Raw genomic sequence first — 24740 nt, forward strand, 5'->3', positions numbered from 1 at the left:
AGATATTTTCAATCTTTAAGCAATTTTCTTTTCAATGGAGTGCCACAAGCTGGGCATTCAGTCCCACTAGAGTGATTCGTTCTACACCCTGGACAATAATGCACCCATTTTCCAACATCTGTAATCCCTTTAGTCATAATTGGCGAAATTTTCAATTCTAAATTTTTGGCTACGTTTGAAATGGCAAAATCATCAGTAATTATCTCACCCTTTGTTTCAATGCATAGTGCAATAACTGACATGTCTTGTTTTGAGAGTTGTGGAAAATCTCCAGTATCTTTAGCTGCTTTAATTGCACTTTTTGTTGATTCCTCGCTAGGCTCTCGAATTTTTAGTCTGTTAGTTTCAAGCAAAGTTCCTAATGCATCATGATTTTTCTTTATGTGTTTTATTTCATCATATACGGATGATGTTGTGTAACAGTCCTCTGATGATCGAAATGGGACTCCTGCATAAAAGGCACTGGCATCTAAAATTCTAAAATCCAAGCTTGCTCATCTGTCTCAGTCCTCTTTTCTTTAATCTTAAAAAGACTGCTGGTTTTTTATATTTTTTAATTGTGATTGCTTCTTCATATCCAGCTGTTTTTACAACTTGTGCATCCATTGCGATATTACAATCATGAGAACAAGTAATTTCGATTTTTTCATCTGGAACAATCAATGATGCCAATCTGTAAACTGGTGCAACAGGTGTAATGATTAAGACATCCAAACTTTCATGCAGAATTGGACCTCCAAGTGAAAACGAATGTCCTGTAGAACCACTTGGTGTTGCGATAATTACTCCGTCCATCTTTTGTGTTACCGTATCGTCTTGAAATTTAATTTCAATTTCTGCAGTTTTTGTCAAATTTGTTCTTGTAATGTAAATTTCATTTAATGCAGGTGGGAATTCTTTTCCTCCGCATGAAGCTACCACTCTGGTTCTTTTGTCTAAAAAGAAATTATCTTTTAAAATTTCTTCAATTGCATTATCAATTTCTTCAATTGTAATTTCTGCTAAAATTCCTCTGTTTCCTCCCACGTTAATCGTGAGAATTGGAGTTTCATTTTCTAAATTTCTAAAAACCCTGAGTGTGGTACCATCCCCTCCGAGAGTAATCACCAAATCCAGTTTTTCTTTCTTTAATTCTTCTAGTGTCTCAAGTTGTTTTGCCCCTTCAACTTCAATTGGGGATATTGTAAACACTGTAGATTTTTTTGCTAATAGTTTTTTTGTAACTTCTTTTGCAGCTTGCTCTGAATCCTTGGATCCTACCTTGCTTACCACTGCTACTTTTTGTAATTTCAAGCAGTTCTTCTGAAGTCTATTTACATAAAAATGATATTTTTGTTATTCCTTGGAAAAACAAATAAGTATGAAAACAAATTCGTAGAAATTATGAGTTACGCACATCCTGAAGTTTTAGTAGACACTGAATGGGTTTCACAAAACCCTCCAAATGAAAATAGAAAATTAGTTGAAGTTGATTATGATCCTGTAAATGGATATCAAAAAGGTCACATTAATGGTGCCAGTTTAATCTGGTGGAAACGAGACATTAATGATCCTGTTACTAGAGATATCATTAGCAAAAAAGAATTTGAAGCATTAATGTCAAAAAACGGAATTACTGCAGACACTGAAGTAATTCTTTATGGAGACTTTAACAATTGGTTTGCCGCATTTGTTTTCTGGGTTTTCAAAATATACGGTCATGAAAACTTGAAAATTATGAACGGTGGAAGAAAAAAATGGGAATTAGAAAATAAAGATTACACCACTGATGAACCTCAAATAGCATCAACAAAATACATTGCACAACCACCAGATGAGGGATTGCGTGCATATCTATTTGATGTTAGTAGAGGAATTGGTAAAGAAGATACTGTAATGGTTGATGTAAGATCTCCTGCAGAATTCACTGGTCAAATAACTGCACCTCCAGAATATCCAATGGAGCATGCACAAAGAGGTGGTCACATCCCTGATGCAAATAATATTCCATGGGCAACTGCAGTTAATGACGCTGATGGCACATTCAAAGCAGTTGAGGAATTGAGACAAAACTATGAACCAAAAGGTGTTACTCCAGACAAAGATGTAATTTGTTATTGTAGAATTGGAGAGCGTTCATCACACAGTTGGTTTGTTTTGAAATATCTACTTGGATATCCAAAGGTCCGAAACTATGATGGTTCTTGGACTGAATGGGGAAACATGATAGGAAATCCTGTGGAAAAATAAATTGCTTCTAGACCTTCCTGTTTTAAAGAAAGGTATTTTCTATTTTATCAAAGACGGCGAGTCTGATATTATTATGGAAGATAAAACCAAACGAGGTCTTGAAATTAAAGAAACTTCAATTGATGAAAAAATCAATGTCAAAGCCGATAAAGGCATGATCCATGACATGGATGGTATAGGCCATTGGGTTCCTATTCGTTGGTATTTTTCAAAGGATTCCTATGATCTCTCCCAAGTAGAAATTCATGCAGAAGCAATGGAAAAAAAATACACCGAACTCCGAGAACTTACCTGTCCTGACGATGACGACTGATAACCTTTTTATCTAAAAAAAAATCACAAAAACTAGATGTCCTTACTTCTCAAAGATCGAGTTTATTCAATGGAGGCCCCAACTGCAAAACGTGGTGTTTATCCGTTACATGGATTCAAACTCGGATTATACAGATTACCAATTAAACTTGAAGAAGTTGCAGAGCTAAAATCAGTTCATGATGGTCTCAAAAAGGCATTTGAAATGGACATGTATGCAGATAGAATTTTTGCAACTTATAGATGGAAAGAGCAAAACATGGATGATCCTGATGCAAAAGGATACGAAGAAGTTGATTTATCAGTTACAGTAGAAATCGTCACTGGTGAAGTTGTAGATATTATTTATCAAATTTTCCCAATTGAAAAGTTTGGTGATCCAAACTGGGTTAGAGATTATAGAAAGAAAGCAGACCATTTTGCAAAAATGGTAATTGATACTATTTTACGAAATACTATTTTGGCTGATAAGATGATTTCATACTTTGCTAAAACTGAAAAATTATCTGAAGTTGCAGCAATTCAAAAACTAGAAGAATTAACTCCTCTGGCAAAGATTGTTCTTGGTGCAAAACCAAAACCAGTTGAAGCTAAAGATGATGAGGAAGAAGAAGATGACAGTGCAATTGAAATTCCAGATGGTGCAAAACCTGGACCAATTGATGTTGATTATAAATCAAAAATGAAACCATCAAAGGCTTATGATGCTCCAGAGCATACCATCAAAACTTGGGGTAGGAAAGGCACTTCAAATGGTATCATGGGTGTTTGGGGCGAATTCGTTTCAGTAGATTATGATATTTGTATTGCAGATGGTGGATGTCTTGAAGCATGTCCTGTAGGTGTATACGAATGGTTTGATACTCCTGGAAATCCTGCATCTGAAAAGAAACCATTAATGTCTAAAGAACCAGATTGTATTTTCTGTCTTGCATGTGAGGGTGTATGTCCTCCACAAGCAATTAAGATCTATGAGCAAAAATAATATTATTTTTTTACAAGTATAAATAGCGATTAGTGATTCTGTGAATTTGGGACATGGCAATAAACCCCTTTACTTCATTAGTATTTGATCTGTTCATAATTTCTGCAATTATCATTACTGCGTACACTGTAAATTTCTACTACCTTGCATTCCTTTCTAGAAAAAGAAAAAATGTTCATACTACTAAAGACTGGGGTACTCCCTCAGTTACAATACAACTGCCAATATACAACGAAAAGTATGTTGCAAAAAGGCTAGTAGACGCTGTTTGTAATTTAGATTATCCAAAAGACCAGATGAGAATAATGGTTTGTGATGATTCTGATGATGATACAGTTGAATTGATGCATGATGTAGTTGATGGTTATCAAAAACAAGGTTTTCAAATTGAACATGTGAGGCGTGGAACTAGAAAAGGGTACAAAGCTGGTGCTTTGAAGCATGCAATGAAAACAACTGATACTGATCTTGTTGCAATTTTTGATGCTGATTTTATTCCTCCAAAACAATTTCTTAAAGAAGCAATTCCGCACTTTTCAAAATCTAATATTGGTCTAGTTCAATGTCGTTGGGGACATGTTAATGAAGACTATTCTACAATTACTCAAGTCCAAGCACTTAGTCTTGATTTTCATTTTCTTGTAGAGCAAAAAGCAAAAAGCAATTCTCATCTTTTTATGAATTTCAATGGAACTGCAGGAATTTGGAGACGTGAGTGTATTGAGAATGCTGGTGGTTGGCATACTGCCACTCTTGTTGAAGATCTTGATTTGAGTTACCGCGCACAAATGAAAGGATGGAAATGTGTATTTTTGCCTGATATTGTAGTTGATGCAGAACTACCTGCACAAATGAACGGAGCTAAAAGACAACAATTTCGTTGGGCAAAAGGCTCTATTCAATGTGCTGTAAAATTACTTTCTGATGTAGTTATGAAAAGAAAAGTTGCAATTGAAGCAAAAATTCAGGCTTTCATTCAACTTACACGTCACATTGTATATCCGTTAATGCTTATACAATTTTTAGCATTACCTGTTTTGTTAGCTGGCCAAATCAATCTTTATGTGGTAAGTTTTCTTCCTGCACTAACTATTGCTACGTATCTTGCAATGGGACCTGGTGCATATATTATCATTATACAAGGCATGTATGGTAAATCTTGGAAATCAAAAGCAAAACTACTTCCTGCATTACTAGTTTACAATGCAGGAATGTCTGTAAACAACACTGTTGCAGTTTTTGATGCTGTACTTGGAAAGAAAAATGAATTTCTTCGAACTCCAAAATATGGAATCATAACAAAAGATGATGATTGGAGAGACAAGGCATACAATTTGCCATTTACTCAAACTACTCTTTTGGAAATATTTTTTGGCGTTTATGGTATAATGGGAGTATTCATTTCAATATTCTCAAATAATCCTGTGTTTGTACCGATTATTCTACTACAAACTGTGGGATTTTTCTACATCGCTTACATGAGTTTGTCGCATACTCGATTTAAAAAAAATAAATCTGTCAATGACAAACCACTTACAAAAAAGGAAAAAACTGCAAAGAATATCTATCGACTTGCAATGACTGGGATAATTGGAATAATTATTTTTGGCGGCTATATGGTAGTTTCTGGTTACAATACTGACATTTACCCTCTAGATAGAATTCGTGGAAACCTTGATGGTGTTATGGCCTCATCTGATCCGGAAATGATTCGTAATCACTTGGTGGCAATTCAAACTGATTTGGATTTAGTGATGGCAAATTTACCTGAAACCACAGATGAAAGTGGTAATATTTGGAAAAACCCTGTTTGGATATTTGGTACTGAATCTACCAACTTTGTTCGTATTCAAAATAACATAGACATGATGTTTATCAGCGTAAATGAAATTTCGTCTATTCCAAAAGATAATCCTGCATTCCATACTGGAATGATGGATGTTCATGATAGAGCATCATTATTACAAATCAACATAATGGATGTAACTCCGCATATGTATGTCAGTCCTGAAAATATGATGCTAAGTGCTATTTGGATTGCAGCAATAATTGGAATCTTTGCTATGCTAAAAAGAAAGAAAGAACAACTCAAAAAAGTTGATTTGACAAATGAGATTCCTTTAGAAACTAACTAGTTTTGTTTCTGGAAATTCCAGTGAATTTTTATGTGTCATACAGGTAAATTACCTAATGCCTGAATTTGGTACAATTGCAATGGTGGTATTGGCTGTTGCAATAATTGGTGTTGTAGCAGTAACTGCAAGATCAAGATTATCTTCAAATAATGTAAATGCAGGTGTTGGTGATAAAACAACAATGTCTGATAATATCTACAAGTTAGCCATGGTGGGAATTCTTGGAATAATTATTTTTGGCGGTTACATGGCAATTTCTGGTTACAATGCTGACATTTACCCTCTAGATAGAATTCGTGGAAACCTTGATGGAATTGTATCTTCTTCTGATCCTGTAATAATTCGTGAACATTTGGTAGCAATCCAAACTGATTTGGATTTAGTGATGGCAAATCTGCCTGAAACAACAGATGAAAGTGGCAATGTTTGGAAAAACCCTGTTTGGATATTTGGTACTGAATCTACCAACTTCATTCGAATTCAAAATAACATCGATACAATGTTTGCAGGTATAGATGAAATATCTTCACTCTCAAAAGATAATTCAGCATATCATACAGGAATGTTGGATATCAACGATAGGGCATTGTTATTGAAAATCAACATAATGGATGCAACCCCCTACATGTATGTTAGTCCTGAAAACATGATGTTAAGTGCTATTTGGATTGCCGTAATTATTGGAATCTTTGCTGTCTTGAAAAGAAAGAAAGAACAATTACAAAAAGAAGATGAAATAGGAATCTAAGAAATATTCAAATCTTTTCTAATTTCATCAACTGCTCTAATTCCGTAAATATCTCTAACTTGTTGAACTCTGATTGCTTCTTTTAGCATGTCTCTTCCTATTGCATTAGTCAAAATCGAATAAACATCACTAAATCTAACTTCCCATTTATCAGCACAATCTAAGATTTTACTTACTGCCCATTGTCTGACCTCGTGAGGTAATGGGATATTTTCGCCTGATTCAATTGAAACTCTATCAAAGAGATTTACAATATCTGCAGTTTGAGATGCCATTTTTTCAATGTCTTTAGCAACTCCATATTTTGATTCTGCATTCATTCTGATATTTGATTGGTATTCTGATAACTTTAGGAGTGCCATCATTTCTTTTGATGAATCACTTGATGATTTGCTTGTGACTTCTTTGACTGATTGTAATTCTTCAAAGAGTTTTTCAGATTTTTTATGGAATTCGATAGTAGATTCATCTTGTCTTTTCAATGTGTCAGAAACTGATGATATTTTTTGCTCAATACTGTTAGTTTTATCAAATACATTTTGTTTGAAATTTGAAAATTCTTCTTGAACTGATTTTAGGCCTTCTCCAACAAATGCTGTTGAATCTGCCCTTTGAGCTAGTGAACCAATCTCAGTCTCAATTTTGTCAATCTTTCCTCCCAAATCTTTAATCGATTCTAGGCTCAAATTGTCTACTGAACTTGCTTTTGATGCTATGGTGTCAAATTGTTGTTTTAGTCCATCAATTACCCCTCCCAATGAATCAATTTTTGATGCTTTTGATGATATGGCATCAATGGTGACTTTGATTGCATCTAATTCTGCGTTAAGATTTGAACTTGAAGACACTCCTTCTGAAATTCTTCCTAGTTCTTGTTTGAGACTTTCAATAATTTGAGATCCTGTATCTAATTTTGCAGTTTTTCCTGAGATTTCTTCTATTGTACTTTTGAGATTATCCATTTCAGAACCAATTTCTAAAAATGAATCTGTCTTTCCAGAGACTTTTCTTAAATCATCTCTGACCTCATCAATTCTCTGAGCAATTTTGATAATCATTTGAGAATTATTTTTAATTGAATTCATACTGTCTTCTACTTGTTTAGATAATTCTTGCGGTTTTGATGATTTTTGTAATTCTGTTATTCTACCAATTTCTTTTTCTAATTTTGAAGTTTGGTCATTAATTTTATTTACTAAATTTGACTGTGTTCTCACTTGATTTAATCCTGCATATAGCTTCTGTGTGTCGTCTTCAATTATGTTGATTTGTTTTGATTGTTTTTGAATGTGTTCTAATGTTGATGTTAATGTGTCAATCATACTTTTCATTGAAAGTAGAACTTTTTGATTTTCACCGAAAATTTTTGACATTACTTTGATCTCTTTTTGTAATGCTTTGTTAGAATCTGAAACTGATGCTACTTTTTTTAATAATACTGATGGACTAGGCTCTTTTTTTGCTTTAGTTGCAGTTTTTTTCTTTACAATTTTGGCAGCCATGTAAATTCAATTAAAAATTTAAAGATAAAAAAGTTGGGTGTAAAATAAAAAATGTAAAGAGTTACTTGTTTACAACTTCTGGTTCATGAAGTAATTCATGAAATGTCTTTTCAGCCAATCCATTTGCTGTTTCAATAAACCCTCTTGGACAATATTCACATTGAATCATATAGTACGGTATGGTACCGTACTATTAATAGCAAGGTGATTACAAAGTAACCAATTATGCAGTCAGATACCCCAGGTCATATCTCTTCATACAATTCAGATGACCTAATCATCACTCTGCATATCGATTATGATCTTTGGGCATAAAGAGGTTAAAGATTTTGAAAACAATTGAGCCTGTCAAAAATAATTCCAAATTTGTAATTCGTAATCATTTTTAAACAATTTTGTTAACGGATAACATGCAGAACCTTTCACTTCAACTGGATTCTGGTGGAATTCAAAGTTCTCTAAACAATACTGTATCTAGTTTAATTGAACAAATAACTCCTGAACTTCCACACACTAGTTTTGTCACTGATTTAGCTTTCATTATGATCATTGGTGCTGTTGTAACTCTTGCTTTCTTTAAAATTAAACAACCCTTGATTATTGGATATCTTTTTGCTGGGATGTTAATTGGTCCCTTGTCTCCATTTTGGTCTTGGGTTTTACCTGAAGGTGGCCCTTCTACTGATGTAGTAGGTGGAGTTGGAATACTGTCTGATATTTCTGCGTTAAATCTTTTTGCAGAAATTGGTGTTATTTTACTTCTATTTGTCATTGGTATTGAATTCCCATATGCAAAAATCAAAAGCATTGGTAAAATGGCAGTTGGCGTAGGAACAATTGGATTGTTTTCAACTCTGGGTGTTTTGTTCTACACTGCAAGTGCACTTGGATTAGAATTCATGGATGCATTGTTTATTTCTGCAGCATTATCCATTTCCAGTACTGCAATAATTGTCAAGATTTTAGAGGAGATGGGGAAGATCAAAAAGGAATCATCAATTCTTGTTTTGGGTATTTTGATTGTAGAAGACGTCATAGCAGTTATCTTGATTTCTTCATTACAGTCCATTGCTCTAGTTGGAACTGTATCTATCGAATCAATAATTGTGGTTGTATTGGTAGCAACTGGATTAATTGTTGGAACGTTTACCGTCGGAACTCGTGTTATCCCTCCATTAATTGACAGAGTTGCAGCTGCGGAACATCGTGAAATCTTGCTTCTTAGTGTACTTGGTGTTTGTTTTGGTTATGCCTTATTTGCAAATATTGTGGGATTATCTGTTGCAATTGGCGCATTTTTGGCAGGAGTCTTAGTTGCCGAATCAAAATCTGCTGAAGTTGCAAAGTTACTTTCTAGTCCAATTAAAGACATGTTTGTGGCTATTTTCTTTATCTCGGTTGGTGCTTTGATGGATGTCTCTCAACTTGAAAATTATATTTTTGTAGCAATTGCTTTGATTGCAGTTGCCACGGGAATGAAATTTGGAGGAAACATGCTTGGAAATTTCATTTTCAGACAAAAGCGCGGTAAGGCTCTACGTTCAGCATTTACACTAGCTGCACCTAGAGGTGAATTTTCAATTGTTATTGTTAAAGTCGGTGTAGATATTGGTGCTGTAAGTGCTTTCTTGTTCCCATTAGTTGGTATCATTTCAATTATCACTGCATTCATCTCGCCATTTTTAGTAAAGGCTGGAGACAAAATAATCCCTGCATTAGAAGAAAAAGATGTCTGAAGAACTAAGAAATTTTTTAGAACAGGTACATCCTGGAATAACCACTTTTGATTTTGATGGGAAGGAAACTCCTTGTATAGAATTAGATGAGAAAAAATATGATGAAATGTTATCCAAAGTTGCAGGACAATCTTTGTCAATTAACACAGATTTGAATATTTTACAAGATGGATTAGGAAATGCTTTTGTTGAAGTAACTTTGACATTTTCAAAAGGAAACATTGTAGAGAAATTCCTTGTAAATGCCAAAACACATCTTACATTCTTTGAAGCACTTGCAAAAACTTCTATGCTTGCTCTTTCTTCTCCAAAATCTAATTATGGTAAAGACAATGTGTTTATGATTCAATTACCACGTCCTGAAAAAGCTCAGGATGCACTTGATATTATTCAAGATGCATTGATTCCAAAGAATTAATGAAAAGTGGTGCAGTTACCGGGATTTGAACCCGGGTCACGTACTTGGCAAGCACGAGTACTAACCAGACTGTACTATAACTGCAACAACCCACAAGGCTGAATTTGGATATTAAACTGTTTTTAACTATTTCAAACAAGGAGTAGTATGGATGAAACTCTTCTAAAGAAAATAGACCAAAAAATTCAAGATTCTATTTCAAACAAAGATGAAATTAAACAATTAATTCAATTACTATCAAACATTGATGATTCAAAATCTTTTGCTTTGGGAATTGTTGTAGGAAGAATCTACAATGCATTTTATTATCAAACAAAAAGAATTCTGGACCGAGAACCTACTAAAGAAGAATTTGATGAATTTTTAGAATTTGTTAAAAGTAAGAAATCTGAATTAGATGGTTTATGGTGATAGTTTATTCCATTCGACCACTTTGATTAGAGGTGTTCCTGGTAATTTCACACATGAACCGTGAAGTGCTTTTTTGGCTGCTTCTAAATGAGCATCTCCGTTTACAAAAAGTTCCATGATGCATTGACCTTGTTTTACTCTGGCACCTAAACTGACTGCTTTACCCCATGATCTTCTCATTCCTTCTGAAACTCTGTCTGCACCTGCAGTTGCAATCTGTTTATTTTCTCTAAGAAGATTATGTGGATAAATTCTGAGTCTTGAATAATAACCTGATTCCCCAGTTGTTTTTTCTAATGTTTTGTTGGCAGCTAATCTGGTTGATTCGATTGCCATGTGTCTAATTTGGATTTTTTCGTTTAGTAGCAATTGAACACAATATTGGTATGTTCCTCTTTTGCCACCTTGAAATTTTGCAATTTTAATTTGTGGTTTACCTTTGATGTATTTTTTTCTGGTAAATACTTGACCAGTCCCATCTCGATAATTTGCACCATGCATGATATTCTCAAGCCAAAATGCCCATATTTTAACGGTTAGCAGGACGTCATTCGTGTTCTCCAATGCTTATATGGAAATCCATTGATTTTCACATCATTATGGAAGATACTCCGATAGTTAATGGAGAATTGATTTCAGATCAAACATGTATTTCTGATAAGAATATGATTCATGAACTTGATTTGAAGGGATTTGGAGAAATTGAAAAAGCAAAATTGTTTCTCAAATCTTTTGAATCTCTTTATTTGTTATACACAAAAAGATTGATTCTAAAGAAAAATAAAAAGAAGATTGACTTTGATTTTTTTATGAGTCTTTGCCAAAAGACTGATTCAGATATTTTGACAAAATTTCTGATTTATCGTGATTTAAGAAATAGGGGCTATGTTGTCAAAGATGGATTTGGATTTGGTTCTGATTTTAGAGTTTATGAGAGGGGTCATTACGGTGAAAAAGGTGCCAAATTCCTCATCTTTGGTCTCAATGAAGGCCAACAAGAAAAAATGGGAAATTTACAAAAAAAAGTTGAAGAAATTACTCAGATGGGAAAGGAACCTATTATTGCCGTTATAGAACGTCGTGGTGAAGTAATTTACTATAAAATTAATAAAATGAATTTTTATGAAAACAAATCTCGACTTGAAGAATCGTTTCAGCTTTAATCCTGCAAAATCCACTCAGACGAATATTTCAAAAGACTATTTTCTTCTGCTTCCATAAAATCATACACTTCAACATACTTTGTTTTATTTTCCCACAATTCCTCAAAATCTTTCATCTTTCTTTTCACTCTTGATTTGTCATTCCAGGATGTAAAAACATCAACTGATTCAAAATCTCTGGTTTGAGCAGAAAATGATTCTCTGGATGTTCCTGTAAATGCTACTGCTTGATCATGCTCATCTCTGAATATGCCAATTCTTTCTGAGAATGAATCTGCAACTTGTTCTGAATTTGGGATTGCAATCTTTAGCTCTATCTGACCATTATCTACAATGCTCTGAAGTTTTTGAATTTTGGAATCTTTGATTAGTTTACCATCAAATGGTTTTGAATATTTTTCTGAAAACAGTTTTGTAAACAGGTTCAAATCACTTGTTTTGAATCTATGTCCTGTTACCATTCTTAATTTTGCTTTACCTCCAGAAAAATTTTCAAATGCCATAGATATTGTGGCTAGTGTCTGAACAGACAAAAAATCAACACACCTATCATATTCTATACAATTTTCAAGGCAAGGAAAGAAAAATTCTGTAACAATGTCATCTCTATCTGAACGATATTCCTCTTTCAATTCAATTTCTCTGAGACTCAATAATGATTCATCCTGATTTTGTTATTTAAAGACACAATTATGAATCTAAATGCTCCCATCGGGATTTGAACCCGAGTCTTTGGCTTGAGAAGCCAAAATGCTTAACCGGACTACACTATAGGAGCTTGATAAAAAACAAATCCAATCTCAATTTAAAGGAAATGTTTTGACTTTGCATGAATTAGTAAAACTTTGTGAGTTAATTCCTTTATAGAAAAATCACCTCAAGCAAATTAGATGGATATTAAAAAATTTGTTGAAGAAAATGGTTTTTCTGATTTTCCAATTGGTTTGGGTGGCTGCAGGATATCTGATCTATCTTTTGATTCATGTGATTATGATGTGTTTGTTTTTGATGAAAAAGCTGAATCTGCTAAAATTCTTAAATTTGAAGATGAATTTATTGTAGTTCACCATGCTTCATTGGGAGAAACAAATTCAGAGAAACTTCTTCAATATCACAAATTGGAAATAATTCATGATGAATCTTGGGAATTGCGAATGTCTCTTTCCAAAATTCATAAAAAACATATTTCATTATTTTCTGATTTTGCCAAAAATTCTTTAATAGAGTCTCAATTTTGTTGTCAAAAAACTAAAGAAGCGATTCAAACATCTGATGTATTTGCTCCTTGTTGGCAAAAATGTGCAAGTTTCTATTTAGCAAATGCAATTTCTTCCATAAATCATCAACCGTCAAGTCCTTCTCATATGCTTGATTCACTTAGAAAACTAGAAAAAAATACTGTCAATGAACATATTTCAACTGTTACACAAACAGTCGGTATTGAGAGGGCCACACCAATTTTGTTAGAACGTATGTTAAAATCCACTATTGGTTTTTCTGATTCTGTTGAAAATAATGGTCATTCAAAAATTATTCAACAAAAACATGATTACTTTGTAAAAAATTCAATGCTTTCTGACTGTTATTTTTATTTGGGTTTTGTCAATAAAGAAAATTTTGTCAAAATAAAAAATACCTTAAATCGAGAACAGGATCTTTTCCATATTCTAAAGATTGCCTTTGATGTGGAGGCTGACTCGAATTTACTTGAGCAGCAATCTGATCTGATACAAAAATCCTGTAATGAAATTCTTGAAATTCTTACAAGTGCGTAATGTTCTATCTGGATGTACTAACCTTTTAAAATAAGTAAAATCTCTAGTTTACCATGGTAGATCAAGCATGTGGATGCGAAGCTGACAGCGGCGATCCAGATTACTCATGTGATTGTGCAATGCAAGGTCATTGTATATGCAGTTCTGATTGCAAATGTAATACCGACGTTTGTAAAGAAGCAACTAAAGATATGTAATTGGATTAGTTCCAAATACTAACTTTTTATTTTTTGATTAATCTTCTTCTTCCTCAAAGCCCCATGATTTTACTAATTCTTTTTGGAACTTATCTGCTTGTTTTTCATCTAATGAAAATCCGCAGTTTTTATGAGTAGGAACGACTGTCATACCATCTAGTTTGAACTCCACTTCAAACAAGTGAACTTTTGAACATTCGCACATTTCTGGAATTTCTGTACTTATTCCTCTATATTTGCTTATTTGAATTAGATTTCACTCATAGTTTTTCTCATTTTTTACATATTTGAAAAACGTTTAACTATCCGGTTTGCCAATTTTTTTTAGATTTGAATGGATCATTATTACTAATTACAGCTATTACTGCGCTATTGTTTGGTTCATTGGCAGTCCCATCATCTTTTGCTCAATTGCAAGCTGGTGGAGTAGATCATCCCGGTTCTTGGTATGCTGGTGAAGGTCTCAAACAAGGAGATTTCTTTTCATATTCAATGTGCCACGTAGATTACAAAGAGTGCACAAATTTTGAATTGGATATGTGGATTAAAGGTGATAAGCAAGTTGGCAGTGAATCAAAATGGCTAGCTGAAGTTGCAGTATTTGATGGAAATAAAATAATTGTTGGTGAAATGGAACTTGGAAAAATTGCACCAGAACCAACTGGAGGTAGTATAGAACTTGGTAAATATCGTGGCGCATTCAAATCCTCGGTAGTTTGGTTATCTGCATTTGCAACCTCTGATGATAGCTCTGGTGGAAAAGGTCCAAAGAAGTTTGCAGATAAATCTTGGGGAAAGATTGGAAATATTGGGGGAGAACAAGTTGTTCCAATGGTACTTGAAAAAGTTGTAACCCCTGCAGGAACATGGGATACAGTTCAAGTTGGATGGAAAACTGGTGGTGTCACAAGTAAAGTTTGGATAGTAGATGATTTTCCATTTCCCGTAAAAGCTAAAACATACACTCATGTTTCAGAAGGAATTCCACCAACAGAATATGATTTTAGATTATTAGATTACAAAGAAAATGTTCAGGAATCTCCTATTGCTCAATACACATCATCTGATGTAGATTTTGCAGCAGCTGGCTGTGAAACTAATATTGAAAAATCGACTAGCATAAAAAAACCTACAAAAGATTTTGATTATCAAATTCATATTTTCTATGGTCCTGAAGATTTAGTTCAAGGTTGTGAATCCCAATGGCTGATTAAATTTATTAGTAAATACGATGACACTGAATTCTTAAACCAAGTTCAATATGATTTTCTTGTTGTCGATGATAATTTAACTCCATTAAGATCTATTGCTCAAGAAGAAGGCAGGAATTATCTTTATTCTCCATCTGGACAAGCTATACTTGATTTTATTGTTAAAGAAAAACCTGGTACAGCAAACTATGTAGTTTGGGTTTATGGACTATCTCCTGAAGGCATAGTTCCAAATGTTGCATCAGACTATCTAAAAATCCCTGTTAAAATTTACGCCGGTGAAGGTGCTGCTGTAACAATACCTGATCCAGTCCCAACACAAGAAATCCCATCTTGGATAAAGAATAACGCCGGATGGTGGGCAAAAGGTGCAATAGATGATGGTTCCTTTGTTCAGGGAATTCAATTTTTGATTCAAGAAGGTATTATGAAAATTCCTCCAACTTCTCAAGGATCTTCTGGTGGATCCAGTGAAATCCCATCTTGGATAAAGAATAATGCCGGATGGTGGGCTGATGGTCTAATTGATGATGATTCCTTTGTTCAAGGCATTCAATTCTTAATTAAAGAAGGAATCATGAGTGTATCTTCCTAATCTAGTCTACATTCAAATTGTGAATATTCATTAAAAATTATGAGTAATTATGGTTGGTCTTTTCAATAAACCAAAACGTCATATCAAAAAACTCCTCAAAGATGGAGAATATGATGAGGCAATAAAATTTGGACTAAATTTGGAAACTGAATATGCTGATGATCATGATTTTATGTTTATTCTAGGAAGTGCATTCTTTATTGTAGATGATGCAAAAAGAGCTTTACCCTATTTTGAAAAAGCATTTGAATTAGATCCTGATGATGTTGAAACATTGACTTTGAAAACTAATGTACATTTAGCATTAGAGCAAAAAAATGAAGCAATTGAATGCTGTAGAATGGTAGTTAAACTACAACCTAAAAATTCTGAAGCTCAAGATTTACTTGAAAAACTTGAAAGTCTATAATTTTTGAAATTAATTCTTCTTTTTCATTTCATATGCATTTTCCATTAACCAATTACAAAATGCTGTGACATTATCATTAAAATCAGTCCAAATATGAACTGAGTGTGGTAAGATGTCAATTTTCCAATCATCAGTAAATACTCTAACTCCTTCTTTGTTCTCATACATGTAAGCATCTTCAGTTTTAACGTCACCTAACATCTCTATTGCTTTTTGTTTGATGATTTCTCTATCCATTGGAAATCTCTTTCTGTCATAATCAACAATCAAACTCAAATCTCTTTTTCCGTATTTTTCAAATTCTTCAATTTTTCCTTGTTTTGGAAAATTTACAATTAATTTGATATTGTATTTCTTACCTACTTCCTTGCCAATCTCGACAATCCTAGTATATGCCATTGCTGGGTTTTTCTTTAATAGAAATCTGATTTGTGCAAGGTCTTTTTTTAATTCTATTTGTAAATCCTCTACCAATTCTGAAAATATCATAATGTATGTTGAAAAATTCCTATTATATTCATTAATTTCTTTCAAGATTGGTTTTTTTAGAACTTCATCTAGATCATAGCATGGCAATGCCTATGGATTTTGATGGGATGAGAACAGATGATGCCTCATTAAGAACAGATAATGTTGATGATTACAAGCGTACTTGCATTGATTTTATCGAGGATATTTCTCATGATTATGAAGCATGGGTTGATTATTACAAATTGCCTGAAGATGAGGATAAACGCAGACGAGCAGGGATTCATGCTACTATTACACGAACCAATGAATGGATAGCAAAAGTTGCAACATCTATCAAAGCAATAGATGTTGTAATGAATGATGGAATTCAAAAGATGGCTGAATCTACTGCAGGAAAACCTCTTGAAATTGGAGTTTTTGTAAATCAAAAATCTGGATACACTGAAACCAGTCCTGGAATAATTGATGTAAACGTCAAAGGATCTGGGAGAAAAGGAAGGAAAATTAAACTAGGTTTTCATTTTAAAGACGATAGATTTAGAATCGAGTCTACCTGTGGTGCTTCATTAGATGAAGAGAATTTACCTACTCAGGAATCTGAAATGCTAGATATTCATCTGAAACTTCATGCAGAGAATGCAAAACCACGTGATGTAATTTCATTTACTGTTACGCTAAGTGAAATTGAAAATGATGTAGAGATTGATAGACGCGGTGTTTCGACTATTGTCCATCTGGTATAGCTTCACGAATTACTTCTTCATCAAGGTACTCGATAAATTTTCCAGTGTTTTCAAGTTTTATTGAATTGATTTCTTCCAAATTATTCATAAGGTTCATCTTCAAAAATCCTTCAGATGCAGTATACAATATATCATCAATATAGAAAGTCCTTGCATTGCCCATTCCGTAATAGCGTGAATCTTCAGCTGAATGGGTTACTGTTCCTTTGAGATTAAATCCTTCAGATGTATCCAAGTCAAATACATAGAATCCACTCCATCGATTGTAATCTGGTGCAAACATCTTGGAACTTGAAATTCCATTTAGATTTTCAGCATCTCCACTTACTGGAATCGATAACACTCCACTTTTCTTATCAAAGAAGAATGCCTTGTGATTATGCAATGCTTCTGAATGTGTTGAACTATCTCCAATTATGATGTCATCTGCAACTATAGGATTCTTTACATCTGCCACGTTAAACAATGCTATTTTGATTCCTAGTTGTTGGACTCTCCCATTATCTACTTCTTTTGTATCTCTACCAAAGCCAATAACATGGTCTTCATCGTATGGGTGCAAATAATTTGAAAATCCTGGTATCTTTAGTTCTCCTAGGATTTTTGGAGTGTCTGAGGACAAGTCAATTACAAAGAATGGGTCAATTTGTTGGAATGTTACCAAGTATAGTCTATCATCCATAAATCGTGCTGAGAAAATACTCTCATCTGGGGCGATTTCATCTAATCCTCCTACAATGTTTAGTTGCTCATCAAGAACATAGACAGCATTAGCTCTTACAGTGCCTTGATGTTGAATATAATATTCCGTAGTTGTTGCAACTCTAAATCTGTCTCCGTTTTCATCCATGGAGAATTGATTTAGTAATCTACCTGGAACTGAACCTTTTGCAACGTATTCTATTTTATCCCCATCAATTGAAATTTTATGAATGATTGTTTTTCTTGTCTCTTCTTGAATTTTGGCATCATGTTCATTTAATGCTTCTCTAATTATTTCAAATAATTTTTCTTTTTCATTTTTATCCATTTGATTATATGATTCTTGCATCAATTCTGAAATTTTCATCCATTGAGTTGTAGAATTAATTGAAGAATCATTTTGTATTGCTTTGATTTGTTCTTGAATGTTACTTGGTAATAGTGGAACTACAACATCAAAGAATCTATCTCGTGATGAGTTTTCATAAAATCCAAATGGTGCATTTTGTTGGTATGTCAAGTAGAAATTATCTTCTGAAACATAGAATGTTCCTGAATATCCCATTAGGAATGATTCTGAATTTATTTTGTCTCCAAAAATATCAATTGCAGTTAGTGTGTTAAAGTTTGAAAATTGTTCAACATTATCAAAGTAAAATGCGTCTGGTGTCATGATTCTAACTGAATCTTCCATGATTACTGGTAGTCTTGGATATTGATGATCTAAATTGCTATTTGTTACAAAGTATGCATAATCTCCAATCATTCTTGCATCCATGAAATGACCATCAATTGAATAATCTTTGAGAATTGTTGGATTTTCTTTATCTGATACATCTACAATTAATGCATGTGTAACTGGACTGTATGAGCGTCTTGGGATAAAGTCATACTGTGGAATAATTTCGTCATCACTTTGTCCGTTGTAAAAAATTACTAATTTATCATCATTAAGGAACATGTTCTGAATGTATTGAGATTCGATATCTAATGCAATTTTTAGAACTAATTCTGCAGATTCTGCAGGATATGCATCAATAATTGAAAGTGTATTTTGTGATACAATGTAAACATACTTTGAATCATTTTTTAGATAATCCGGTTCATCTACATTTTGAACTTGAACATTAGTTGTTGAATATTCGGATCCTCCTGATTCAAATTTAGAAACCCCTGATGTTGGAACTGCCATCATTGAATCTGCACTCTCCATCATAACCATATCATCTACTGCCATGAATGCTCTAGGAAATACTCGGTTGTCGTAGAAATTTCCTCCAAGCAATGATGATGTCTCAAGAATTTCTTTTAGATTTTCTTGTGATGATATTTTTTTAATATCATTTGTTCCCTCAAAAAATTCTGAAACTGTGTTATCTACATAGATTATTTCAGTTTGAGTGGTTTGTGTGATTTGTGGCTGATTTTCAAATCCTAATGAGAACATAATTCCTGCTGTCACTATTACCGAAATGGCGATTACAATTGGTATTGTTATTTTTGAATTCATTTTTTCTCCTCACTTTATCAGATAATACGTTTTTTGAAAACTGACATTTAGTGATTACTACTACTTTGTAGTTTGGGATAAAAGGTTTAGTGAAATTCAAATTTTACCAAACAATTTACATATACTAGAATTCCATAACCAACTCTATTGTCTACTGATGAATTACCAAATGATGAACAAACTGAAAATTTCAAAATCCTTGCAACTGATGATGAAAAAATAAAGTCATTTGGAGAGATTTTTACTAATGATTCTAGTCGTGAAATTCTCCAATTATTGTTTAATGAGGAGTTAACAGCTACTCAAATTGCTCAAAAAAGTGGAGTGTCTCTTCAATTAGTCAAATACCATCTTAACAAACTACAAGATCTTGGTGTTGTAAAAATATCAAAGATAGAAAAAAATTCAAAATCTCAGGATATGAAAATTTACACAGCTTCAAAGTTTAGTATTGTTATTGTTCCTCCTAAACTTTCTGAAAAAACTAAAGAAAGCAAACTTTTAGTTCGTTCTTTTAGACACATCTACAAAATTGCAGGTCTAGGAATTGCAACAGGTCTTTCAGGATTATTTTCATTATCTCAAATTAATCAAGAAAAACAAATTCCGATAACTGAGACCATGTCAAATAGAGGTGTCTCATCTATTGAGGAATCTCAAAAGTCTGTACCGTCTCAGTTCCTTGCTGCTGATGAATTAGTTGCGTCACCTACTGCATCTGCTCCGATGGTTGCTGAATCTGATCCTCAAATGGCTTTGGATGCCTTTGAAAGTCATGAAGAGGAATCTTTGAAAATTACTGAGAATGTGTTATCTTCAAATGAATTAATTACAACTGATCTATTCTTCCCCTTTGTAATTATTACTTCTGTTCTTGGTGGGTTAACTATTTACTATTTGTATAAATTTTTTAAAAAACCAAATTAATTCAACGTTACTTCTATGGTAACTCTTTTCTCATTGGCTCTTTCTTCACCTGGATATTTTAACAATGAAATTTTTTTATCAAGTTCTTCATCTTGAACTAGTTGAGCTTTACCTGTGAATATTTTCTCATTATATTCAATTTTTACATCCGAATTTGATAATGCATTCTGAAACCAATCTCCATCTGGTTTGTGTCTTGAAAAATAGATTTTACCATTATAATTCACTGCTCTGAGCATCACTGAATGTTCTTTTCCTGTTTTCCTGCCCTTTGTTGTTAGGATTGGCCTGAAGCGCTCTTCCTTAATTTCCATGCGTAAATTCTTTCTGTCAAGTAATTTAACCCCATTGATAGGAATTTCTGATATTCGATATGATAAGCAAATCTGTTGATTAGGCTACATGTCCGTAAAACTTGAAGGAATGCCAAACAATTTGGCAACTGCAGATACATTTACTGGAAAAAAAGTCATTGACAGAGAAGGAATCCGATATGGTAAAGTCAAACACATTCACATTAACCAAGATACCTTGGCTGTAAATGGCGTAACAATTCATCAAGGATTTAGAAGAGACTATTTTCTATCTGATGACTATATTGACAAGTTTTCAGAAGAAACTTTGCTTCTTAGTAGACCTCCGGTAAGAATTGGAATTCCTGTAACTGATATTGACAGCCATAAAATTGGTAAAGTAAAACGATTGCACAGAAATTCTGAAACTGACGAATTGGAAACAATTGAGGTCAGTGATGGTTTAATGCATTCTAAAACCTTATCCAAATCTGAAATTTGGGGAGTGGGAGAAAAAGTCATTCTGAGAATGACTAAAGAAGAATTCAAGAAACTTGAATAATTTCTTTTAATTTTCTTTTTTCAAAATACCTTTTTGATTAATCTGATTTTTTAGTACAGATTTCACATACAGGAATTCCTTCTTGAACTGTTACTTCCACATTCGATGAGTGACATTTTTGACATAATCCTTTCATGGTTTAAATTCTCTATTTGGTCTTTAAATTTTTTATGAGGATCGACTGGAATGATCCTTAGCAATTTATAATTGACAACTGCGATCAATGTATTGTATTCCATTGAGACTAAATCTCTAACAAAATCATTTGGAGATGTAATTGCAGTAAATGATATTTCTTTCACTGTAGAAAAGGGTGAGATTTTTGGTTTCTTAGGACCAAATGGTGCTGGTAAAAGTACTACTATGATGATTCTTACTACTTTACTAAAACCAACATCTGGCGAAGCTTTAATCTCTGGATTTGATGTAACTGCAAATCCTAAACAAGTTAGAGAAAATATTGGATATGTTCAACAAGAATCCACAGTTGATGAATATCTAACTGGACGAGAAAATCTAATACTCCAAGCAAAATTAAACCATATTCCAAAAAATGAAATAAAAAAAAGAATTGATGATGTTTTAGAATTAATTGAACTAGTTGACAAACAAGACCAGGCTGTTGTCACCTATTCAGGTGGAATGAGGAAAAGATTGGATATTGCAGGTGGATTACTTCACCGGCCCAAAGTTTTGTTCCTTGATGAGCCTACAGTGGGATTAGATATCCAAACTCGGAGAAAAATCTGGGAGTATATCAAAAAAATTCACACTGAATTTGACATGACTATTTTTGTCTCAACACATTACATGGAGGAGGCAGATCAATTATGTGACAGGGTAGGAATTATTGATGGTGGCAAAATTCAAGTGATTGATTCTCCACAAAAGATGAAAAACGCAATGGGAAATGAAGTGATTTCTATTGTTATTGATGAAGGTGAAAATAGAAACTCTTTCTTGACTGAGATTAAAAAAATTGAATTTATAACAAAAATTAATGAAGATGGTTCTAAACTAACTTTGTTTGCATCAAATGGTACTGAAGTAATTCCAAAAATATTTCAAATATCTGCAGAACTTGGAATTAAAATTAAATCAATTTCATTAACCCAACCCACGCTCGATGATGTTTTCATTTCTTATACTGGACATGAGATTAAAGGGGATGAATCTGGATTTAATCGAAAACGTGAACATGCAAAGATGAAGAGGTTGAGAGCATGAATACTGTTCTTTATGATACATATACAATTTTTTGGAGAGAACTTAAGAGATACAAAAAATCTCGCAGTGGTGTCTTAATTAGATTAATTCAACCTGCAATTTGGATTATAGTAATTGGAAATACTTTTTCTGGAACTCAACCATTAATTCAATCAGTTGGGTTTGAAGGTGAGTATATTGAATTTATGGCACCTGGTGTCATAATTCTCACTGCAATTTTTACAAGTATTTTTGGCGGTGTGAATACTTTGTGGGATCGACGGTATGGCTTTATGAACAAAGCTTTGTCTTCTCCTATTTCGCGTTCTGCAATTGCATTAGGAAAGATGGCAGCAATTTCATTAATTGCAGCGTTACAAGCTAGCTTGATTTTAGGAATTGCTCTAGCTATTGGTGTTAACTTTCCAAATCCTATAATGATTGCACCAATTATGGCAATTGTCATTTTGTTTTCATTGGGATTCTCTGGAATTTCAGTAATGATTGCCGCAACTGCAAAGTCTCAAGAAACTTTTTGGGGCATGATTAATTTCCTTGGGATGCCGTTGTTTATGCTCAGTCCTGCATTATTCCCATTAGAGTTACTTCCAGATTGGCTTGCCGTGATTGCAAAACTAAATCCTGTCACTTACACCGTCTTGTTGGTTAGAGAGTTAATGACAGGTGTTTCAGAAGGTGGAATCCCCATTATTTTGAGCCTAGGAATTTTAGTAGCCTTTGTAGTTGCAATGATTGCACTTGCAAGCTATGTGTTTACACGTGAAGTAAACAAACCATTTTGAGATAAAATTGACAATAATTGTAACATTAGCTAACTCTGGTTATGTTTCTCAAATTTTGTCATAACTCATTGTTGAAACTCTCAATTACAATTATGACTATTTCTGTTCTTTTGTTAGCCACATCATTTAGTCAAACTTCATTTGGATTTGGAGATTATGATTATCTAACAGAATGGGGCTCCTTTGGAATTGTAGATGCTGGACATTTCTCACATCCTCAATTCATTGCAGTTGGTGAAGATGGTAGTATCTATGTAAGTGATTTAGGTAACAAACGTGTTCAAAAATTCACAAGTGAAGGACAATATCTAACAGAATGGGGAAAAAGTGGTAAACTTGCAGGAGAATTCCACTATCCGTCTGGAATTGCAGTATCTGGGGATTCTGTTTTTGTAGCTGACCGTGATCTTAATCGAATTCAAAAATTTACCACTGATGGAGAATTTGTTTCTCAATGGGGTGGAAAAGGAATCTATGAAGGACAATTTTATTTTCCAAATGGAATTGCAGTAAATAATGGAACTGTATATGTTGTAGATACAGGTAACCAAAGAATTCAAACATTTACAACCGATGGTGATTTTATCTCTTCATTTGGCTCTAGTGGATTAAGTGAGGGTCATTTCTTGACTGCAGTTGGAATTGATATTGATGATAATGGCAATGTCTACATTACTGATAAAGGAAATAGCAAAGTTGAAAAATTTGATGCAGCAGGAAATTTCTTACAGTCATTATCATTCCACTCTTCAAATTATGCCTTTACTCCTGAAGCAATTGCAGTTGATCCAACTGGAGGAATGTTTATTGTAAATTCTGCAAATGATAGAATTCTGCATTTGTCCCAAGATTCTGGTTTGAAATTAAATATTTTTGATCAGGTGGGACCATACACTGATTCATTTGAAATAATTACTGATATTGCAATTGGAATCAATGGTGAATTACTAGTTGTGGACTCTGCAAAACATAACATCAAATCATTTGAGACTTCCTTTTACACCGAACCAGTAATTGTTGATTTTGTTCCAACTGTGGAAGTAGTTGAGGGAATAATTGACGACAAGACAAAACCTGTCATCGTTGCCCCTATCTCATTAGAAGTTGAAGCCGCTGATTATCTAACTATGGTATCATATGGAAATGCCACTGCTACTGATGAAAATGGAATAAAAGCTCTAATCAATAATGCACCTGATGCATTTACTCCTGGTGTTACTACTATCATTTGGATAGCTTTTGATCCAGTTGGTTATTCTTCAAGTGCTTATCAAACAATTACTGTAAACACCTGTGGGCAAGCATATTCTGATTATAATCTCATTGAAGGAACTGAAGGTGACGATGTTATCCAAGGAACTGATGGAAATGATTTGATCTTTGGATTGGCAGGAAATGATCTAATCTCTGGAGGATTGGGAGATGACTGCATATTTGGTGGTCATGGTGATGATATTGTGTCTGGCGGAGATGGAGATGATACTATTAGGGGAAATTCTGGCCATGATGTGTTGAAGGGTCAGTCAGGAATTGATGTAATTTATGCCAATTCTGGTTCTGACGTTATTGATGGCGGTGCAAATTCTGATAGATGTTACATTGATTCAGAAAAAGATCTTTTGTTGAATTGTGAATAATCCTTTTTTAGAATACTCTTTTGTTATACCCCTATATTCTCAATATAGAAAACGTTGTTT

The 24740-nt window shown here is 33.6% G+C and carries 28 protein-coding genes and 2 tRNA genes; 19 read left to right on the forward strand and 11 right to left on the reverse strand.

The genetic code is table 11. From position 1 onward, the window contains the following. Window positions 1-8 precede the first annotated feature (8 nt). On the reverse strand, window positions 9-488 hold the full coding sequence (locus C5F47_RS02370; protein WP_179361313.1) for an NOB1 family endonuclease: 480 nt from the start codon (window positions 486-488) through the stop codon (window positions 9-11). After that, window positions 478-1293: an NAD(+)/NADH kinase gene (locus tag C5F47_RS02375; protein ID WP_179361314.1), complete on the reverse strand. Its 816-nt coding sequence runs from the start codon at window positions 1291-1293 to the stop codon at window positions 478-480. The genes C5F47_RS02370 and C5F47_RS02375 overlap by 11 nt, the downstream gene beginning before the upstream one ends. A 90-nt stretch (window positions 1294-1383) precedes the next feature. On the opposite strand from C5F47_RS02375, the gene C5F47_RS02380 reads away from it, so the two are divergent. From C5F47_RS02380 to C5F47_RS02400, 5 genes are read left to right on the forward strand one after another with little or no spacing between them, the layout of a single operon-like run. Beyond that, complete coding sequence (locus tag C5F47_RS02380) at window positions 1384-2229, forward strand: sulfurtransferase (protein ID WP_179361315.1); 846 nt, start codon at window positions 1384-1386, stop codon at window positions 2227-2229. 1 nt (window position 2230) lies between these two features. Beyond that, window positions 2231-2542, forward strand: a complete 312-nt coding sequence (locus tag C5F47_RS02385) for a hypothetical protein (RefSeq protein ID WP_179361316.1) — start codon at window positions 2231-2233, stop codon at window positions 2540-2542. Between the two features lie 36 nt (window positions 2543-2578). Further along, on the forward strand, window positions 2579-3526 hold the full coding sequence (locus C5F47_RS02390) for a 4Fe-4S dicluster domain-containing protein (protein WP_179361317.1): 948 nt from the start codon (window positions 2579-2581) through the stop codon (window positions 3524-3526). A 53-nt stretch (window positions 3527-3579) separates the two neighbouring features. Beyond that, window positions 3580-5661: a cellulose synthase family protein gene (locus tag C5F47_RS02395; RefSeq protein WP_179361318.1), complete on the forward strand. Its 2082-nt coding sequence runs from the start codon at window positions 3580-3582 to the stop codon at window positions 5659-5661. Window positions 5662-5716: 55 nt separating this feature from the next. Continuing rightward, the gene (locus C5F47_RS02400) at window positions 5717-6409 is read left to right on the forward strand and encodes a PEFG-CTERM sorting domain-containing protein (protein ID WP_179361319.1); all 693 of its coding nucleotides are present in this window, start codon (window positions 5717-5719) and stop codon (window positions 6407-6409) included. Here the strand turns inward: C5F47_RS02400 and C5F47_RS02405 are convergent. Beyond that, window positions 6406-7911, reverse strand: coding sequence for a chemotaxis protein (locus C5F47_RS02405; RefSeq protein WP_179361320.1), 1506 nt, complete (start codon window positions 7909-7911; stop codon window positions 6406-6408). The genes C5F47_RS02400 and C5F47_RS02405 overlap by 4 nt on opposite strands. Before the next feature lie 410 nt (window positions 7912-8321). Between C5F47_RS02405 and C5F47_RS02410 the strand changes: the two genes are divergently transcribed. After that, entirely contained in the window at window positions 8322-9647 is a 1326-nt protein-coding gene (locus C5F47_RS02410; RefSeq protein ID WP_179361321.1) for a cation:proton antiporter, read from the forward strand. Further along, the gene (locus tag C5F47_RS02415) at window positions 9640-10065 is read left to right on the forward strand and encodes a hypothetical protein (protein WP_179361322.1); all 426 of its coding nucleotides are present in this window, start codon (window positions 9640-9642) and stop codon (window positions 10063-10065) included. The genes C5F47_RS02410 and C5F47_RS02415 overlap by 8 nt, the downstream gene beginning before the upstream one ends. A gap of 7 nt (window positions 10066-10072) precedes the next feature. Here C5F47_RS02415 and C5F47_RS02420 read toward each other — a convergent pair. After that, window positions 10073-10149, reverse strand: a tRNA-Gly gene (locus C5F47_RS02420). A 63-nt stretch (window positions 10150-10212) separates the two neighbouring features. On the opposite strand from C5F47_RS02420, the gene C5F47_RS02425 reads away from it, so the two are divergent. Next, entirely contained in the window at window positions 10213-10476 is a 264-nt protein-coding gene (locus tag C5F47_RS02425; RefSeq protein WP_179361323.1) for a hypothetical protein, read from the forward strand. Here C5F47_RS02425 and C5F47_RS02430 read toward each other — a convergent pair. After that, the gene (locus tag C5F47_RS02430) at window positions 10468-10977 is read right to left on the reverse strand and encodes a 50S ribosomal protein L16 (RefSeq protein WP_179361324.1); all 510 of its coding nucleotides are present in this window, start codon (window positions 10975-10977) and stop codon (window positions 10468-10470) included. The two genes, C5F47_RS02425 and C5F47_RS02430, sit on opposite strands and share 9 nt — an antisense overlap. Window positions 10978-11075: 98 nt before the next feature. Between C5F47_RS02430 and endA the strand changes: the two genes are divergently transcribed. Next, the gene (endA, locus tag C5F47_RS02435; protein ID WP_179361754.1) at window positions 11076-11639 is read left to right on the forward strand and encodes a tRNA-intron lyase; all 564 of its coding nucleotides are present in this window, start codon (window positions 11076-11078) and stop codon (window positions 11637-11639) included. On the opposite strand, the gene C5F47_RS02440 is transcribed toward endA, so the two are convergent. Together C5F47_RS02440 and C5F47_RS02445 are read right to left on the reverse strand one after the other, a co-directional pair. Continuing rightward, a complete protein-coding gene (locus tag C5F47_RS02440) occupies window positions 11636-12292 on the reverse strand; it encodes a phospholipase D-like domain-containing protein (RefSeq protein ID WP_179361325.1) in 657 nt (218 codons plus the stop codon). The two genes, endA and C5F47_RS02440, sit on opposite strands and share 4 nt — an antisense overlap. Before the next feature lie 50 nt (window positions 12293-12342). After that, window positions 12343-12417, reverse strand: a tRNA-Glu gene (locus C5F47_RS02445). Window positions 12418-12529: 112 nt separating this feature from the next. Between C5F47_RS02445 and C5F47_RS02450 the strand changes: the two genes are divergently transcribed. Together C5F47_RS02450 and C5F47_RS02455 are read left to right on the forward strand one after the other, a co-directional pair. Further along, window positions 12530-13414, forward strand: a complete 885-nt coding sequence (locus C5F47_RS02450) for a hypothetical protein (RefSeq protein ID WP_179361326.1) — start codon at window positions 12530-12532, stop codon at window positions 13412-13414. Between the two features lie 53 nt (window positions 13415-13467). Then, on the forward strand, window positions 13468-13611 hold the full coding sequence (locus C5F47_RS02455) for a hypothetical protein (protein ID WP_014964652.1): 144 nt from the start codon (window positions 13468-13470) through the stop codon (window positions 13609-13611). Window positions 13612-13648: 37 nt separating this feature from the next. Here the strand turns inward: C5F47_RS02455 and C5F47_RS02460 are convergent, their stop codons facing one another. Beyond that, complete coding sequence (locus tag C5F47_RS02460; protein WP_179361327.1) at window positions 13649-13816, reverse strand: hypothetical protein; 168 nt, start codon at window positions 13814-13816, stop codon at window positions 13649-13651. A 125-nt stretch (window positions 13817-13941) separates the two neighbouring features. On the opposite strand from C5F47_RS02460, the gene C5F47_RS02465 reads away from it, so the two are divergent. Beyond that, window positions 13942-15417, forward strand: a complete 1476-nt coding sequence (locus C5F47_RS02465; RefSeq protein ID WP_179361328.1) for a peptidase — start codon at window positions 13942-13944, stop codon at window positions 15415-15417. 49 nt (window positions 15418-15466) lie between these two features. Continuing rightward, entirely contained in the window at window positions 15467-15826 is a 360-nt protein-coding gene (locus tag C5F47_RS02470) for a tetratricopeptide repeat protein (protein ID WP_179361329.1), read from the forward strand. A gap of 9 nt (window positions 15827-15835) precedes the next feature. Here the strand turns inward: C5F47_RS02470 and C5F47_RS02475 are convergent, their stop codons facing one another. Continuing rightward, complete coding sequence (locus C5F47_RS02475; protein ID WP_179361330.1) at window positions 15836-16315, reverse strand: hypothetical protein; 480 nt, start codon at window positions 16313-16315, stop codon at window positions 15836-15838. An 80-nt stretch (window positions 16316-16395) separates the two neighbouring features. On the opposite strand from C5F47_RS02475, the gene C5F47_RS02480 reads away from it, so the two are divergent. Continuing rightward, window positions 16396-17040, forward strand: a complete 645-nt coding sequence (locus C5F47_RS02480; protein WP_179361331.1) for a hypothetical protein — start codon at window positions 16396-16398, stop codon at window positions 17038-17040. On the opposite strand, the gene C5F47_RS02485 is transcribed toward C5F47_RS02480, so the two are convergent. Continuing rightward, complete coding sequence (locus C5F47_RS02485) at window positions 17021-19252, reverse strand: beta-propeller domain-containing protein (RefSeq protein WP_179361332.1); 2232 nt, start codon at window positions 19250-19252, stop codon at window positions 17021-17023. The two genes, C5F47_RS02480 and C5F47_RS02485, sit on opposite strands and share 20 nt — an antisense overlap. A 147-nt stretch (window positions 19253-19399) precedes the next feature. On the opposite strand from C5F47_RS02485, the gene C5F47_RS02490 reads away from it, so the two are divergent. After that, window positions 19400-20179 carry an ArsR/SmtB family transcription factor gene (locus C5F47_RS02490; RefSeq protein ID WP_179361333.1) on the forward strand — a complete coding sequence of 260 codons (780 nt, stop codon included), beginning with the start codon at window positions 19400-19402 and terminating at the stop codon, window positions 20177-20179. On the opposite strand, the gene C5F47_RS02495 is transcribed toward C5F47_RS02490, so the two are convergent. Continuing rightward, the gene (locus C5F47_RS02495; protein WP_179361334.1) at window positions 20176-20493 is read right to left on the reverse strand and encodes a nitroreductase/quinone reductase family protein; all 318 of its coding nucleotides are present in this window, start codon (window positions 20491-20493) and stop codon (window positions 20176-20178) included. The two genes, C5F47_RS02490 and C5F47_RS02495, sit on opposite strands and share 4 nt — an antisense overlap. A gap of 88 nt (window positions 20494-20581) precedes the next feature. On the opposite strand from C5F47_RS02495, the gene C5F47_RS02500 reads away from it, so the two are divergent. The 4 genes from C5F47_RS02500 to C5F47_RS02515 all read left to right on the forward strand — a co-directional run bounded on the left by C5F47_RS02500 (window position 20582) and on the right by C5F47_RS02515 (window position 24680). Continuing rightward, a complete protein-coding gene (locus tag C5F47_RS02500) occupies window positions 20582-21034 on the forward strand; it encodes a PRC-barrel domain-containing protein (protein WP_179361335.1) in 453 nt (150 codons plus the stop codon). A gap of 228 nt (window positions 21035-21262) precedes the next feature. Then, window positions 21263-22261: an ATP-binding cassette domain-containing protein gene (locus C5F47_RS02505; RefSeq protein WP_179361336.1), complete on the forward strand. Its 999-nt coding sequence runs from the start codon at window positions 21263-21265 to the stop codon at window positions 22259-22261. After that, window positions 22258-23043 (forward strand): ABC transporter permease, encoded by a 786-nt coding sequence (locus tag C5F47_RS02510; protein WP_179361337.1) that lies wholly within the window; start codon window positions 22258-22260, stop codon window positions 23041-23043. The genes C5F47_RS02505 and C5F47_RS02510 overlap by 4 nt, the downstream gene beginning before the upstream one ends. Window positions 23044-23111: 68 nt before the next feature. Further along, window positions 23112-24680: a 6-bladed beta-propeller gene (locus tag C5F47_RS02515; protein WP_246271156.1), complete on the forward strand. Its 1569-nt coding sequence runs from the start codon at window positions 23112-23114 to the stop codon at window positions 24678-24680. Window positions 24681-24740: the final 60 nt, after the last annotated feature.

This window comes from Nitrosopumilus cobalaminigenes, from assembly GCF_013407145.1.
Lineage (GTDB): Archaea > Thermoproteota > Nitrososphaeria > Nitrososphaerales > Nitrosopumilaceae > Nitrosopumilus > Nitrosopumilus cobalaminigenes.